This window comes from Ruegeria sp. C5 (assembly GCF_056537605.1).
This window is the reverse complement of sequence record NZ_JBQFRX010000001.1, coordinates 25,986-40,337: the sequence shown is the minus strand read 5'-3', so window position 1 is coordinate 40,337 and position 14,352 is coordinate 25,986. Positions and strand designations below refer to the sequence as shown.

14 protein-coding genes are annotated in these 14,352 nt (G+C 56.9%); 9 read left to right on the top strand and 5 right to left on the bottom strand.

Annotation, left to right across the window (positions count from 1 at the left end; genetic code table 11):
- Window positions 1-67: 67 nt before the first annotated feature.
- From ACR0AW_RS00235 to ACR0AW_RS00220, 4 genes are all read left to right on the top strand, one after another.
- Window positions 68-844, top strand: coding sequence for an ATP-binding cassette domain-containing protein (locus ACR0AW_RS00235; RefSeq protein ID WP_170731851.1), 777 nt, complete (start codon window positions 68-70; stop codon window positions 842-844).
- Between the two features lie 33 nt (window positions 845-877).
- Window positions 878-1,627 carry a transporter substrate-binding domain-containing protein gene (locus ACR0AW_RS00230; protein ID WP_170393598.1) on the top strand — a complete coding sequence of 250 codons (750 nt, stop codon included), beginning with the start codon at window positions 878-880 and terminating at the stop codon, window positions 1,625-1,627.
- Between the two features lie 80 nt (window positions 1,628-1,707).
- Window positions 1,708-2,595 (top strand): ABC transporter permease, encoded by an 888-nt coding sequence (locus ACR0AW_RS00225; protein WP_170393600.1) that lies wholly within the window; start codon window positions 1,708-1,710, stop codon window positions 2,593-2,595.
- Window positions 2,592-3,398 carry an ABC transporter permease gene (locus ACR0AW_RS00220; RefSeq protein ID WP_170393602.1) on the top strand — a complete coding sequence of 269 codons (807 nt, stop codon included), beginning with the start codon at window positions 2,592-2,594 and terminating at the stop codon, window positions 3,396-3,398. The genes ACR0AW_RS00225 and ACR0AW_RS00220 overlap by 4 nt, the downstream gene beginning before the upstream one ends.
- On the opposite strand, the gene ACR0AW_RS00215 is transcribed toward ACR0AW_RS00220, so the two are convergent.
- The gene (locus ACR0AW_RS00215) at window positions 3,395-4,204 is read right to left on the bottom strand and encodes a M90 family metallopeptidase (RefSeq protein WP_170731850.1); all 810 of its coding nucleotides are present in this window, start codon (window positions 4,202-4,204) and stop codon (window positions 3,395-3,397) included. The two genes, ACR0AW_RS00220 and ACR0AW_RS00215, sit on opposite strands and share 4 nt — an antisense overlap.
- 211 nt (window positions 4,205-4,415) lie before the next feature.
- Between ACR0AW_RS00215 and ACR0AW_RS00210 the strand changes: the two genes are divergently transcribed.
- The 5 genes from ACR0AW_RS00210 (at window position 4,416) to ACR0AW_RS00190 (ending at window position 10,461) form a co-directional block, all read left to right on the top strand.
- Window positions 4,416-5,735: a glutamine synthetase family protein gene (locus ACR0AW_RS00210; protein ID WP_170731849.1), complete on the top strand. Its 1,320-nt coding sequence runs from the start codon at window positions 4,416-4,418 to the stop codon at window positions 5,733-5,735.
- 58 nt (window positions 5,736-5,793) lie between these two features.
- Window positions 5,794-6,474 (top strand): type 1 glutamine amidotransferase, encoded by a 681-nt coding sequence (locus ACR0AW_RS00205; RefSeq protein WP_170731848.1) that lies wholly within the window; start codon window positions 5,794-5,796, stop codon window positions 6,472-6,474.
- Window positions 6,474-7,832 carry a glutamine synthetase family protein gene (locus ACR0AW_RS00200; protein ID WP_170731847.1) on the top strand — a complete coding sequence of 453 codons (1,359 nt, stop codon included), beginning with the start codon at window positions 6,474-6,476 and terminating at the stop codon, window positions 7,830-7,832. The genes ACR0AW_RS00205 and ACR0AW_RS00200 overlap by 1 nt, the downstream gene beginning before the upstream one ends.
- A 12-nt stretch (window positions 7,833-7,844) precedes the next feature.
- Window positions 7,845-9,149, top strand: coding sequence for an NAD(P)/FAD-dependent oxidoreductase (locus ACR0AW_RS00195; RefSeq protein ID WP_170731846.1), 1,305 nt, complete (start codon window positions 7,845-7,847; stop codon window positions 9,147-9,149).
- Between the two features lie 112 nt (window positions 9,150-9,261).
- Complete coding sequence (locus ACR0AW_RS00190) at window positions 9,262-10,461, top strand: aminotransferase class I/II-fold pyridoxal phosphate-dependent enzyme (protein WP_170731845.1); 1,200 nt, start codon at window positions 9,262-9,264, stop codon at window positions 10,459-10,461.
- A 9-nt stretch (window positions 10,462-10,470) separates the two neighbouring features.
- Here the strand turns inward: ACR0AW_RS00190 and ACR0AW_RS00185 are convergent, their stop codons facing one another.
- From ACR0AW_RS00185 to ACR0AW_RS00170, 4 genes are all read right to left on the bottom strand, one after another.
- Complete coding sequence (locus ACR0AW_RS00185) at window positions 10,471-11,226, bottom strand: trypsin-like serine protease (RefSeq protein ID WP_170393616.1); 756 nt, start codon at window positions 11,224-11,226, stop codon at window positions 10,471-10,473.
- A gap of 8 nt (window positions 11,227-11,234) precedes the next feature.
- Window positions 11,235-11,789 (bottom strand): polyhydroxyalkanoate synthesis repressor PhaR, encoded by a 555-nt coding sequence (phaR, locus tag ACR0AW_RS00180; protein WP_170404880.1) that lies wholly within the window; start codon window positions 11,787-11,789, stop codon window positions 11,235-11,237.
- A gap of 135 nt (window positions 11,790-11,924) precedes the next feature.
- Window positions 11,925-12,371: a phasin family protein gene (locus tag ACR0AW_RS00175; RefSeq protein WP_029621740.1), complete on the bottom strand. Its 447-nt coding sequence runs from the start codon at window positions 12,369-12,371 to the stop codon at window positions 11,925-11,927.
- Between the two features lie 132 nt (window positions 12,372-12,503).
- Entirely contained in the window at window positions 12,504-14,306 is a 1,803-nt protein-coding gene (locus ACR0AW_RS00170) for a class I poly(R)-hydroxyalkanoic acid synthase (RefSeq protein WP_170731843.1), read from the bottom strand.
- Window positions 14,307-14,352 lie beyond the last annotated feature (46 nt).

The following is a 14,352-nucleotide window of genomic DNA, read 5'->3' as shown; positions in this document are numbered from 1 at the left end:
GCGCATTGCATTAGCCCGATTTTTCAGCCCTATTACCGCACCAACACCAATCATATCTGGACTGCCCGTGACAGACGCCGCTCCCGTCATTGAGATCAAGAACCTGTACAAAAGCTTTGGCCAACTCGAGGTGCTCAAGGGCGTGGACATCACCGCGCATCGCGGCGACGTCGTGTCGCTGATCGGATCATCCGGCTCGGGGAAGTCTACCCTGCTGCGCTGCTGCAATCTGTTGGAAGACAGCCAAGAGGGCGAGATTCTGTTCAAAGGCGAGCCAGTCCGTTGGACTGGCAGCCACAATCATCGCCGTCCCGCCGATCCCAAGCAGGTGCTGCGCATCCGCACAAATCTGTCGATGGTGTTCCAGCAGTTCAATCTGTGGGCCCATATGACCATCCTGCAGAATGTGATGGAGGCTCCGGTCACTGTCATGGGCCGCGACAAGGCCGAGGTCGAAGACAGCGCGCGCAAATATCTGGAAAAGGTCGGCATCGGCGACAAATGCGACGTCTATCCGGCGCAACTATCGGGCGGACAGCAACAACGCGCCGCAATCGCACGTGGGCTGTGCATGGAACCTCAGGCGCTGCTGTTTGACGAACCGACCTCAGCGCTCGATCCCGAACTGGAACAGGAAGTGATCAAAGTGATCAAGGATCTGGCCGCAGAAGGCCGCACCATGATCATCGTGACCCATGACATGAAGATGGCTGCGGATATCTCCAGCCACGTTGTGTTCCTGCATCAGGGCCTGATCGAAGAAGAGGGTTCAGCCGAAGACATTTTCACTGCCCCTGAATCCGAACGGCTTCAGGGCTTTCTCTCCGCCACTCAGGCGGCTTAACCAACGGACAGAACCAATAAAGGGGAGTAACTCATGAAAAACCTGATTCTGACCACCGCAGCGCTGGCGTTGACCGCCGGTATCGCAATGGCCGAAACTGTGCGCATGGGCACCGAGGGCGCCTACCCTCCGTACAACTTCATCAATGATGCTGGTGAGATCGACGGCTTCGAGCGTGAAGTCGGTGACGAGCTGTGCAAGCGCGCTGGTCTGGAATGCGAATGGGTCAAGAACGACTGGGATTCGATCATTCCGAACCTTGTCTCGGGCAACTACGATACCATCATCGCCGGCATGTCGATCACTGACGAACGCGATGAGGTCATCGACTTTACCCAGAACTACTACCCGCCGACCGCCTCAGCTTACGTAGCTGCTTCAGATGGCGCTGACACGAAAGGTGGCATCGTCGCTGCACAGACCGCAACCATTCAGGCCGGTCACGTTGCTGAATCCGGCGCGACTCTGGTCGAATTCGCCACCCCCGAAGAAACCATCGCCGCCGTGCGCAACGGCGAAGCGGATGCGGTGCTGGCGGACTATGACTTCTTGGTCCCGATTGTTGAGGAATCCGGTGGCGAGCTGGTCTTTGTCGGCGATCTTGTCCCGCTGGGCGGTGGCATCGGCATGGGCCTGCGCGAGAGCGACGCAGAACTGCGCGGCAAGTTCGATGACGCTATTTCGTCCATGAAGGCGGACGGCACGCTCAACGAGATGCTGGTCAAATGGTTTGGCGAAGGTATCGCTACATACAACACAGACGGCTCGGTCGTAACCAACTAAGCCCTCCGTCCAATTGTCCGGCGCGTGCGCGCGCCGGACCTGCCGGACCTGAGACCGGCCAGACGTTCGAAAGACGCCTTATGTTCTCCTACTGCGCTGATCCTGACACGCTGGGCACGTTCCGCTGGTTCTCGTGCTATCTGACCAATGGCGTCCACTGGTCGTTCTACTTGTCGTTCTTCAAGGTGCTGGGTCTGCTGGCCGTCACCGCCCCGGTCGCCCTGAGCTTCGGTTTTGCCGGCGCTATGGCAGCGCGATCGCATTTCCCGCCGCTTAGCTGGCTGGGTAAGGCCTATATCGCCATCGTGCGTGGCGTGCCTGATATCGCTTTCTTTCTGTTCTTCGTGATCGCTCTGGATCAGGGCTTTGAATGGCTGCGCCATAAAGTGCTCTGCCCCGAATGGACCGATCCGGTGCGGCAGGGCAACGACTTCATCGTCTGTCAGGCCGCCAAGCTGCCGCTGGGCACTGCACCCGAATGGGTGCATGAAACCTACGGCTTCTTCCTTGCCGTCGTCACATTCTCTATCGTGTTCGGCGCGTTTGCCGCCAACGTCCTGTTCGGCGGCATGCGCGCTGTACCACACGCCCAGCTTGAGACGGCCGCAGCCTACGGCATGACACGCCGCCAGACCTTTTGGCGTATCCTGGTGCCGCAAATGTGGGTCTACGCCCTACCCGGCCTATCGAACCTGTGGATGGTGCTGATCAAGGCCACGCCACTGCTGTTTCTGCTGGGCATCGAAGATATCGTCTATTGGGCGCGCGAGTTGGGCGGCACAAAAACATCCCGCTTTACCGATTACCCTCATGGCGACTGGCGCATGTGGTACTTCCTCGCCCTGCTGATCTTCTACCTCGGCATGACCCGCGTCTCGGAAATCGGGCTTGAGAAACTGATGCGCCGCCTGTCCCATGGTCAGGCCACATCGGGCGGAGAGCTTCTGCGCAAGGAGACCACCGCATGAGCTGCATCCAGACCATTCAGGACTACGGCCTCCGTTCGCTGGGCTTTGGCGAGCGCCTGCTGCCCAAAACCGATTTCACCCTGTGCGAGCACTTCACGCTGATCGGCTCGGGCATGATCTGGAATATCTATTTCGGGATCATGGCGATGGTCACGGGGTTCTTCCTCGCCACCGCGTTGGCCGTCGGCAAAGCCTCGTCGAATAAATGGCTGCGTAAACCGTCCGAGTGGTTCATCTTTTTGTTCCGCGGCTCGCCGCTGTTCATCCAGTTCTTCTTCGCCTATTTCTTCTTCCTTTCGCTGAAGAAGCCCTATCCGATGTTCGACGCCTTCACCTCGGCCTGGCTGGGGGCGCTGATCGTGCTGTTCCTGAATACTTCCGCCTATTCGGGCGAGATCTTCTATGGCGCCCTTCGTTCAATCCCCAAGGGCGATATCGAAGCCGCCGACGCCTATGGCATGTCCGGTTGGTCGCGCTTCCGACGTATCGTTTGGCCCACAATGCTGCGGCTGGCGTGGCCCGCCTATACGAACGAAGCGATCTTTGTCTTCCAGTCCACCACACTGGTCTTCTTCTCGGCCTTCCCGGCCTGGCAACAACGGGGCGACGCGCTCTATTACGCCAGCTACTTCGCGGACAAGACTTTCAACCCGTTCATCCCCTACCCGATTCTGGCGTTCTATTTCATCCTGCTGACGCTGGTCATCGTTTGGGGCTTCGGAAGGGTCAACAAACGCCTGAACCGCCACCTACCTGCCGAGCGGAAAGCCAAGATGCGCTTCCGACTAAATCTGGCGCGCTAAGCCCACTCCACCGGGTTCAGCCGGAACAGTTTCGAAAGCTGCTCATAGACCTCGGGCACCTCGTGCTTCAGCGCCTTCGGGCGCTCAAAGAACACTTCAACCGAAACGGCAAAGAACTCTTCATGCCCGGTCGCGCCATACGGATCGATGACTGTCCGCCGCCCGCTTTCAACCGCATCGACATGCGCGTCATAGGCGCTCAGGAACACCTTTTCCCATTCCGCGAATGTCTGCCCTTCACTCAGGATCGGTACGCCATTTGTACCCCCGGACAGATCATCGATCTGATGCGCAAATTCATGCAGCACTACGTTCTGCCCGTCGCGATCATCCAGAGCGCCCTGCTGGCTGTGTGCCCATGATAAAATGACCGGTCCGCGATCCCAGCTTTCCCCGGTCCGCACTATCTCTTTCTCGGACACGACATAGCCCGAGCGCCGCTGCTGCTTTGACTTGAACGCATTGGGATAGATCAGAATGGTCGTCAGATTGTCATACCAAATGTCGCTATTGATCACGAGCAAACAGGCCTGCGCCGCAATCGACAGCTCCATCTCCTCAGTCACTTCCAACCCGTCGCAGCCGTAGAAGCTCACTTGATCCAGAAACAGGTTCACCTTGCCATCCAAGTGGCTGCGCAGCCCGGCGGGCAGCCGCCGGATGATGGGAACTTGCTGATCAATGATGTCCCGTTGATCCGAGGTCAGACGCGTCGCCAACAGCGCCGCGCGGGCCTGTCTCTTGGACCAGACGTAATAGCCGACCCCGCCTGCGATCAGTAACACTATGGTAAGAAAGATGAACATATATGAGACTATAGGCATCGCTACGCCCGGCACAATCGGGCACCTGAATGTTGTACAACTCGGAAGACAGCGGTCTCGACCACTGTACAAGTCGGTTGATTTTCAACATCGCGCCCCACCGCAAGCGACGCCTGTTCGTAATTTGATCAAATTTCGTGACAAGACGCTAATCCTGATTTAAACCTCTCGTGACTAGACCACGGAGCCCCCAATGGACCTGAGCGCCCTGCATACATTCCGCGTCGCCGCCTGTGACCTCAACGGTCAGATGCGTGGCAAACGCGTGCCGCCCTCATACGGTGCCAAGTTGGACAAAGGCGCCGTACGCATGCCGTTCTCTGCGCTCAATGTCGATCTCTGGGGCGCTGATATCGAAGGCAGCCCGCTTGTCTTCGAAAGCGGTGATGCAGATGGTGTGTTGCGCCCCACCGGGCGTGGTCCGGTTCCCATGCCCTGGCTTGATACACCCACCGCGCTGGTGCCCATGTGCCTGTACCACGATGACGGCACGCCTTTTGCGGGCGATCCGAGACACGCGCTTTCTGCGGTTCTAGATCGATTTTCCGAACGGGGCCGGTCGGTCATCGCCGCTACCGAACTCGAGTTCACTCTGCTTGACGCCTCAGGCGACCAACCGCAGCCTCCGATCAACCCGGTCACGCGCCGCAGGCTCCGGGACGAAGCCGTTCTGTCGATGGTCGAAATGGACGCGTTTGATGCGTTCTTCACCGATCTCTATGATGGTTGCGCCGCTATGGGTATTCCCGCTCAGACTGCAATATCTGAAAGCGGGATCGGTCAGTTCGAGATCAATCTGAACCATCAGGACGCCATGCGCTGCGCCGATGATACGTGGCTTTTCAAGACCTTGGCGCGTGGCGTGGCCCGCAAGCATGGCTTCACAGCAACTTTCATGTCCAAGCCCTATGCCGAGGATGCGGGCAACGGAATGCATGTGCATTTCTCGGTCGTCGATGTCGATGGACGCAATGTCTTCGATGACGGAGGGGCCGAGGGAACCGATGAACTGCGCTCGGCGGTTGCTGGATGTCTGACCGCGATGCCCGGCTCTACGCTGATCTTCGCTCCTCATGGCAATTCTTACACGCGCCTGGTGCCTGGTGCCCACGCACCCACCGGAGCAAGCTGGGCCTATGAAAACCGCACGGCGGCCCTGCGCATTCCGGGTGGTGTCCCTGCCGCCCGACGGATCGAACATCGCGTTGCTGGCGGTGACATCAACCCCTATCTCATGCTGGCCGCAGTTCTGGGCGCGGCAATGGTTGGGATCGAGGATGGCCTGCGACCGCCCAGCCCGATTTCGGGCAATGCCTATGAGTTGACGGATCTGCCGCAACTGGCAGCCGACTGGCCGTCGGCCATCTCTGCTTTCGAAACTGACCCGGTAGTTGCGCGCATTTTCCCGGACGATCTGATCCGCAACCTGGTGATGACCAAACGGCAGGAAATTGCACGATTCGCGTCCCACCCCCCTGACGAGCACTGGCTCAGCTATCTTGAGAGCGTTTGAACCTCTTGCCCAGCTCGCTTCGCTCCGTTAGAATAAATTTGATCAAATTTGGTGAACTATGAAAATCGGCATCCTTGTAACCGGCCACCCACCCGATGAATTGCATGAACAATTCGGGGAATATGATGGCATGTTTCGCGCATTACTGGGTGGGAACGGCTTTGAATTCCAAACATACGCAGTGGTCGATGGTGAGTTTCCGGAAGACGCGCATCAGGCCGACGGGTGGATCATCACCGGATCTCGTCATGGCGCATACGAAGATCACGTTTGGATTCCCCCGCTTGAACAGCTGATCCGGGATATTCAGAAGACAGGGAACCCCTTGATTGGTGTCTGCTTTGGACATCAGATCATCGCGCAAGCGCTTGGTGGAAAAGTGGAAAAGTTTGATGGTGGCTGGGCTGTAGGACGCACGGAATACAGCTTTGGCGATCAGACCGTCACCTTGAATGCTTGGCATCAGGATCAAGTGACCAAACTGCCCGCAGGTGCGGTGGTCACCGGTACGAATGACTTTTGCCAAAACGCCATGGTCACCTATGGCGATACGATCTGGACCGTGCAGGCCCATCCTGAATATGGAAATGACTTCATACAGGGCTTGATGGAGACCCGAGGCAAAGGCGTGGTTCCCGATGCGTTGATGCAGGCGGCAGCGAACCGGAAAGATGCCCCGGATGATAATGCCAAAATCGGACACCACATGGCAGAGTTCCTAAAGAAAGCGAGGGCCTGATGGCCGACTGGACAGATCAGCTGCCTGAGGCGGCGCGCACCTACTTTGAAGGCAAACGGCTGGATGAGGTTGAATGCATCATCTCTGACCTGCCCGGCATCGCCCGCGGCAAGGCGGTCCCGGCGTCAAAGTTTGCCAAGCAATCCTATTTTCACCTACCCGACAGCATTTTCTACCAGACCATCACAGGGGATTGGGGCGAAGCTGCAGGTGAGGACGGTTTCATTGAGCGGGACATGATCCTGAAACCCGATTTCTCAACTGCGTCGGCCGCTCCTTGGACGGGTGACTGGACCTTGCAGGTGATTCACGACGCGTTCGATCGAGATGGAGAGCCGATCCCTTTCAGCCCCCGCAATGTGCTCAAACGCGTTGTGAAGATGTATCACGACAAAGGTTGGAAGCCGGTTGTCGCCCCCGAGATGGAGTTTTTTCTTGTCGCGCCAAATGTAGACCCGGCGCAGGGTATCAAGCCGATGATGGGCCGCTCGGGCCGACCTGCGGCGGCGCGGCAGGCTTACTCGATGACAGCGGTGGATGAATTCGGGCCGGTGATCGACGACATCTACGACTTTGCCGAATTTCAGGGGTTTGAGATCGACGGGATCACGCAAGAAGGCGGTGCCGGACAACTAGAGATCAACCTGCGTCATGGCGATCCGGTGAAGCTGGCGGACGAGGTATTCTATTTCAAACGCCTGATCCGCGAAGCCGCGTTGCGTCACAACTGCTTTGCAACATTCATGGCGAAACCGATCGAAGATGAACCGGGCTCGGCCATGCACATCCATCACTCGATTATCGACATGGAAACGGGTCAGAATATCTTCTCGGGCCCTCAGGGCGGAGAAACGGACGCCTTCTACAACTTCATCGCCGGCTTGCAGAACCACCTGCCTGCAGGGCTGGCGGTGATGGCACCGTATGTGAATTCTTATCGCCGCTACGTCAAAGACCATGCGGCCCCGATTAATCTGGAGTGGGCACGCGACAATCGCACAACTGGCATTCGCGTACCTCTGTCCGGCCCCGAGGCGCGCCGGGTCGAAAACCGCATCGCAGGCATGGACTGCAACCCTTATCTTGGTATCGCATTGTCGTTGGCCTGTGGCTATTTGGGCCTGACTCAGCAAGAACGCCCACGCCGCCAATTCTATGGCGACGCCTATGAAGGCGACGGCGATATCCCTCAGATCATGGGTGAAGCTCTGGATCTGTTTGATGAAGCCACTGCCCTGCACGAAGTTCTGGGTCCCGAGTTCGCCCGTGTCTACGGCATCGTCAAACGTGCTGAGTACGAAGAGTTCCTGCAGGTCATTTCCCCGTGGGAACGCGAGCATCTGCTGATGAACGTCTAGGGCAAAGACGCGATGAACCTGCTGTATTCTAATGACCGCAAGGCGGAGTACCCGCCAAGCTGGTATGCCGCGACGGCGCACGCCTTTGACCGCCACCCGGCGCTTGAAGGCGACCATTCCGCAGATGTCTGCATTGTCGGGGGCGGATATACGGGCCTTTCGGCAGCATTGCACCTGGCTGAGGCTGGGTTCGATGTTGTCCTGCTGGAAGCTCATCGCGCGGGCTTTGGGGCTTCGGGTCGCAACGGAGGCCAACTGGGCAGCGCGCAGCGTTTGGATCAAGAGGATCTTGAACGGCTTGTCGGTGATGAAGACGCGTTAAAGCTTTGGGATCTGGCCGAAGAAGCCAAGGATCTGGTCAAATCTCTGATCTCAAAACATCAGATCGATTGCGACCTGAAGCCCGGCATTGCGGTTCTGGGCTTTAACAACTCGGAGCGCGCAGAGCTACATGATCACGCGGCGCATCTGTCGGGTAAATACAAATACGACCAAATCGAAACTTTAGATGCCGATGCCGCGCGCGGACTTTGCCCCTCACCAGCCTATGCGGGTGGGTATCTGGACAATGGTGCCGCGCACCTACACCCGTTGAACTACGCCCTCGGCCTTGCGCGTGCCGCTGTCAGAGCCGGATTAAGACTGCATGAAGACACCGAAGCTCTTGGCATCGATCAGGGCGCTCGTGTCACTGTACGCACTGAAAAGGGCAAGATCACTGCCGATCACGTTATTCTGGCCTGCAACGGATACCTCGGAGATCTGAACCGGCAAGTTGCATCGCGCGTGATGCCCATCAACAATTTCATCGCGGCAACCGAACCTTTGGGCGCTGAAGTGCAAAAAGTTTTGGCCAAAGATATCGCCGTTGCTGACACCAAGTTCGTGATAAACTATTTCCGGCTAAGCGCCGATGGCAGGCTGCTGTTTGGGGGTGGCGAAAGTTATGGTTATCGTTTCCCCGAGGACATCGCCGCAAAAGTCCGCAAGCCGATGACCGAGATTTTTCCGCATCTGCGTGACGTCAAAATCGACTACGCATGGGGCGGAACGCTGGGCATCACCATGCGGCGCATGCCCTATTTGACCCGGGTTGCGCCAAATATCCTGTCCGCCTCGGGTTATTCTGGCCACGGCGTCGGCACCGCGACCCATGCGGGGCAACTCATGGCGTTGGCGATCCAGGGGCAGGCTGAGGGGTTCGATACCATGGCCCGCGTTCCTGCAGTGCCATTCCCGGGTGGTCCTGCTTTGCGGACGCCGTTGCTGATACTGGCCATGACTTGGTATGCGCTGCGTGACAGGCTGGGAATCTGAATACATTCTTTACGACGAATTGGTGAAATCTCGCTGACGATGCGAATTGGGACTTGGCTTGCCTGCACATCGAATTTATATTTCCCAAAGATAAAATTCGGGAAATCCAAATATGACGCTTGTACCCAACGTTCATGAAGCCGAACCCATCCCCGCAGCCGCCCGAGACGCAATCGACGCCCTGATGAAGTCAGGCGATCTGTTTCGCTATACCGCACCTCAGGATGCGCCCGTTGCTCTTCTGGAGACAGAGTTTGCCGAACTGCTCGGCACAAAATACGCGCTGGCGGTCTCTTCCTGTTCTGCCGCGCTGTTTTTGTCGCTCAAGGCGCTTGGGCTTCCCCGCGATGCGCGGGTTCTGATCCCCGGATTTACCTTTGCCGCCGTGCCGTCTTCAATCGTGCACGCGGATTGCATTCCGGTTCTGTGCGAGGTCGGGGACAATTATCGCGTCGATATGGCCGATTTCACGGCCAAGCTGGACAGCGTGCAGGCAGTGATCATCAGCCATATGCGCGGCCATACCTCGGACATGGACGCGATCATGCAGCTGTGCGAAGCGCGCGATATCCCGGTGATCGAAGACGCCGCCCACTCATTGGGCACAACCTGGCATGGGCGCAAAATTGGCACCATCGGTAAGGTCGGCTGCTTCTCGTTCCAGTCCTATAAAATGATCAACGCAGGCGAAGGTGGCATTCTGGTCAGCGACGATGCGGATCTTGTGGCGCGCGCTGTTATCATGTCGGGCGCATACGAACACAACTGGAAAAAGCACTCTGGCTCACCAGAGCTGGAACAGGCCTTTGCCAAATGGCAGAACCAGTTGCCACTGTTTAACCTGCGCATGAGCAACCTCAGCGCCGCAGTCATTCGCCCACAAATCCCCGAACTAGCCCGCCGTGTCCGCGACGGGCTGGCAAACCATGACTATGTGGCTGATCGTCTGAACACATCGCCCTACATCGATGTCCCTGCCCCCCTGACACCCGAGCAGCGCGCACCGGATTCGATCCAATTCAATCTGGTTGACCTCAGCGACGATGAAATCCGCGCCTTTGCCGCCGCAGCCGAGGCACGCGGTGTCAAGGTGCAGGTCTTTGGCCTGAGTCAGGATAACGCTCGTGCCTTCTGGAACTGGCAGTTCCTACCCGAACAGTTCGACCTGCCACAGACCCGTGCGATGCTGATGAAGGCCTGCGATGTACGTCTGCCCGTGCGTTTGACGCGCGATGAACTGGACGTAATCTCGGACATCCTGCTGGCTTCTGTTGGCGAGGTTGTCGGCCCGGTGCCAGTCTACGGGACCTGATCGTCAGTACTATTGCAGATCAAGGTCATGAACTGAAAGTAACAATGCGTCGATCCCGTCAGGGGTTGGCGCGACGCGCGACAAAATCCCGGCAACGGCAAGCCCGGTTTCTGTTTGCATCAGAAACGGCGCACCGGAATCCCCCATCATGACGGGGCAGATCGCGCGCATCAGCCCTTGGCCGGCCTGTGCGGCATTACAGCTATCGGTGCGACTGAGCACGTGGGGCCGCAATCCGGGATAGCCCGCGAACGAGCCCATCTGCGGGACAGTCCGGGAAATATCGAAAAAACCAACCTGCTCTCCAATTGGCTCGGCCAACTCCAACACGGCCCAATCCAGATCGGCGCGATTGTTGAATACACCGTCGCGCCCCTGTTCCGAATCCAGCCGATAGGCCAATACATTGGACACGGCGGCAGCCTCGCCGCGCTGATACCCTGCGGCAAACCGGATACTGGCCGGAGGAATCCAGCGGTTGCGCGCGCTGTTGTACAAGCAATGTGCCGCGGTCAAAACCAGCCGCTCAGACACCAGCACGCCTGTACAATGGGACCGCTGACTGCGGCTGGCAAAATTGACCCGGCCAATGGCGCGCCAGGGCGGGGTCGTTGCATCCAGAATTTCGCGCGCGCGAATCTCGTCGCAGCCCGCAGCCGTATCCCGACCCATTGTGCAGATAGGTTCCCACACGGATGTAAACTGGCCTTGGGCCTGTGCAGTCTGGGCCCAGATCAACGCGCCCAGAACAGACAGCCAGCGCATCGGTCAGGCTAGCTCAGCTTCGATAGTTTTTGCTGCAGCTCGGCAAGTTGCTTTTTGATGTCGTCCAAATCCTCTTTGGGTTCGGGCGATGTTTCTTGTTCATCATCCGGCCCCGACCAGTTTCCCGACAGACCACCGGTCATGGCTTTTAGAAAGGCCTTTTGCTGCGCCTGCATCGCCTCGAACCCCGGCATCTGGGACATTGGGTTCATGGCGTTCATGTTTTCCATCATCTTGGACTGGCTCTCGCGCAGCATGTCGAACGAGCTTTGCAGGAATTGCGGCATCATGCCCCCGCCCGGCACCATGTAGCTGCGCACCAGATCGTTCAGCACATTAATCGGCAAAACATTTTCGCCACGGCTTTCGTGTTCGGCAATGATTTGAAGCAGATACTGACGAGTCAGGTCATCACCGGTTTTCAGGTCAATGATCTGAACCTCGCGCCCGTCGCGGATGAAACCGGCTATATCTTCAAGCGTCACGTAATCGCTGGTCTCGGTGTTATACAGCCGACGGCTGGCATAGCGCTTGATCAGCAGCGGTTTGTCTTGTTCCGACACCCTGTACCCTCCCCAAGGATGATGCGTTGCAGCAGAGGTTATGCGACTGCAGAACAAAAAGAAAGGGCAGGTCAAGCGACCTGCCCGAAGCGATTACACCATTTGGGAGGAATGGGTGCTATATCGCAGCCTTACTTACTTGGCGGTTGCTGCTTTCTTTGCGGCAGCGGTCACCTCGTTGGTGGCTTTTTTGACGGCTGCGGTTGCATCTTCTGCAGCGTCTTTGCCAGCCGCCATCAACAGCTCAACTGTTTCGGTCTGAACTTTTTTCGCGATCTCAGCGAAAGCAGCCAGGTTTTCAGCGGCAACTTCAGCCGACGCGCTTGCGAAGTCGGTTGCAGCTTTTGCGTAATCCGCAGGCTCGGTTTTTGCTTTCGACATCTCGGTCAGTTTGGCCAGGGTTTCTTTGGTCCATTTGTTCGAGATCTCAGCTGATTTCTCAGCTGCGTCCAGAGCAACACCCGACAGCTTTTCGTTCAGAGAAGCGGTCGATTTGAATGCGTCTTCCAGAGCGGTTGTGTCAACCGGGAACGCGCCCATCATGTCTTTCAGGGTCGCGGTAAAGTCTTGGGTCTTTGCCATTGTCCTAAATCCTTCTAGCCGTTCCGGGCCCACCCCGGTTCTCATCAGCTTGAAGGCAATATGATTGCTGCATCGCAGCATTGCAAGCTTTTTCTTGCTGCAACGCAGAAATTTTTGAGTTTCAAAATGATATCAGCGGTTTGCCTTGACCAAAACATAGGTACCCGGAGCCGGGCAAAGGCGTGGATGATCCGAATCGCCGGTATCGCGCGCGGGAACCTGCTTGCCTGATCGCTTCTTTAACCACGCTTCCCACATCGGCCACCACGAACCTTCGTGGAAGTCAGCTTCTTTCAGCCATGTATCAGCATCACACTTCAGCTCAGGATTGGTATAGTGACCATATTTTTTCTTACTGGGCGGGTTCACAATGCCCGCGATGTGACCGGACTCGGAAACCACAAAGGTCTTCGACTTCGCGCCCATCTGCTGTACCCCGCGATAGCAATCCTTCCACGCGGCAATATGATCCGTCTCGCATGTGATCGCCATCAAAGGCACATCGACATCCTTGATATGCAGCTTATGGCCAAGCAATTCGAACCCGTCGTCGACGAAATCGTTGCTCTGACACAAACCGCGCAGATACTGGATCGCCATCCGGCCTGGCAGGTTGGCCCCGTCGCCGTTCCAGTACAACAGGTCAAACGCTGGCGGTGTTTCACCCATCATGTAGCTGCGGATCGCCGGAGTATAGATGAGATCTCTGGATCGCAGGAAAGACATCGTTCGCCCGATGATCCATGCCTTTAGAATACCATCCTTCGAGACCTGTTCTTCGATGCCATCTACAAAGTCATTTTGCAGGAACGGCGTGAACTCCCCCTGCTCACCAAAGTCTGTCAGGGTGGTGAAGAAAGTGGCAGATTTGATCGACTTGTCACCGCGCTGCTTCATCAGCGAAAGCGTCAGGCTCAGCGTCGTACCAGCAATGCAATACCCAACAGCATTGACCTGCTTGACCTTGCAGATTTTCTTCGCCTCTTCGATGGCGGTCAGGAACCCTTCCTGAATATAGTCCTCCATCCCAATATCGGCGTGTGAGCTATCGGCATTCACCCAGCTGACCACAAACAGGGTATAGCCCTGCTCTGTCACCCATTTGATCAGGCTGTTCTGAGCCTTCAGGTCCAAGATATAGAACTTGTTGATCCATGGCGGGAACAGAACGATCGGCGTTTCGTGCACCGTCTCGGTCACCGGTTTATACTGGATCAGTTCCATCATTCGGTTGCGATAGACGACGTCGCCGGGTGTAGTTGCGATATTCCCGCCAATCTCAAAGGCACTTTCGTCAGCAAGTCTGACAACCATTTCGCCGTCATTGGCCTCAAGGTCCGACACGAGGTTCTCCAGCCCCTGTATCAGGGACTGCCCTTCGGTCTCGATCGCCTTTTCCAGCGCATCGGGGTTGGTGGCCAGAAAATTCGTCGGTGCCATCATATCTATGATCTGTTGCGAGAAGTACTGCAGACGCTGCTTATCCTTGGTTTCCAAATCGTCAACCGATGCAACGGCCTGCGCGATCGCTTCGGCATTGGTTTGGTACTGCTGGCGAATGAGGCGAAAGTAGGGGTTGGTTTCCCACATTGGATTGGCAAACCGTTTATCTTTGGTAGCGGCTGGGGGCACATCCCCGTCGCTTTGGGTCATCGCTTTCTGCGCTTCCGCAAAGTTGAGAACCGATTTTCCCCAATACTCAATTTGCTGCTCCAACAGCTTTGTGGGGTTTTGAAACGCTTCAGCCCAATACGCAGTTGCTGCTTTTGCAAAAAGCTCTTGATTCGGGCCATCCAGAGCGGGGGTGTGCGGCGTTTTTCCGGCCATGACCTCGACCAGGCGTTTGGACAGTTCTTCTACTTTGTCCATATTTTCTTTAAGTCGTTCAATATGTTCTTCGGTCAGTTTTGGCGTCTGGTCTTCGGTAGTTGTCATTTTAACAATTCCCCCCTAGTCTCGCTGCTGTGCAGAATAACGTCGT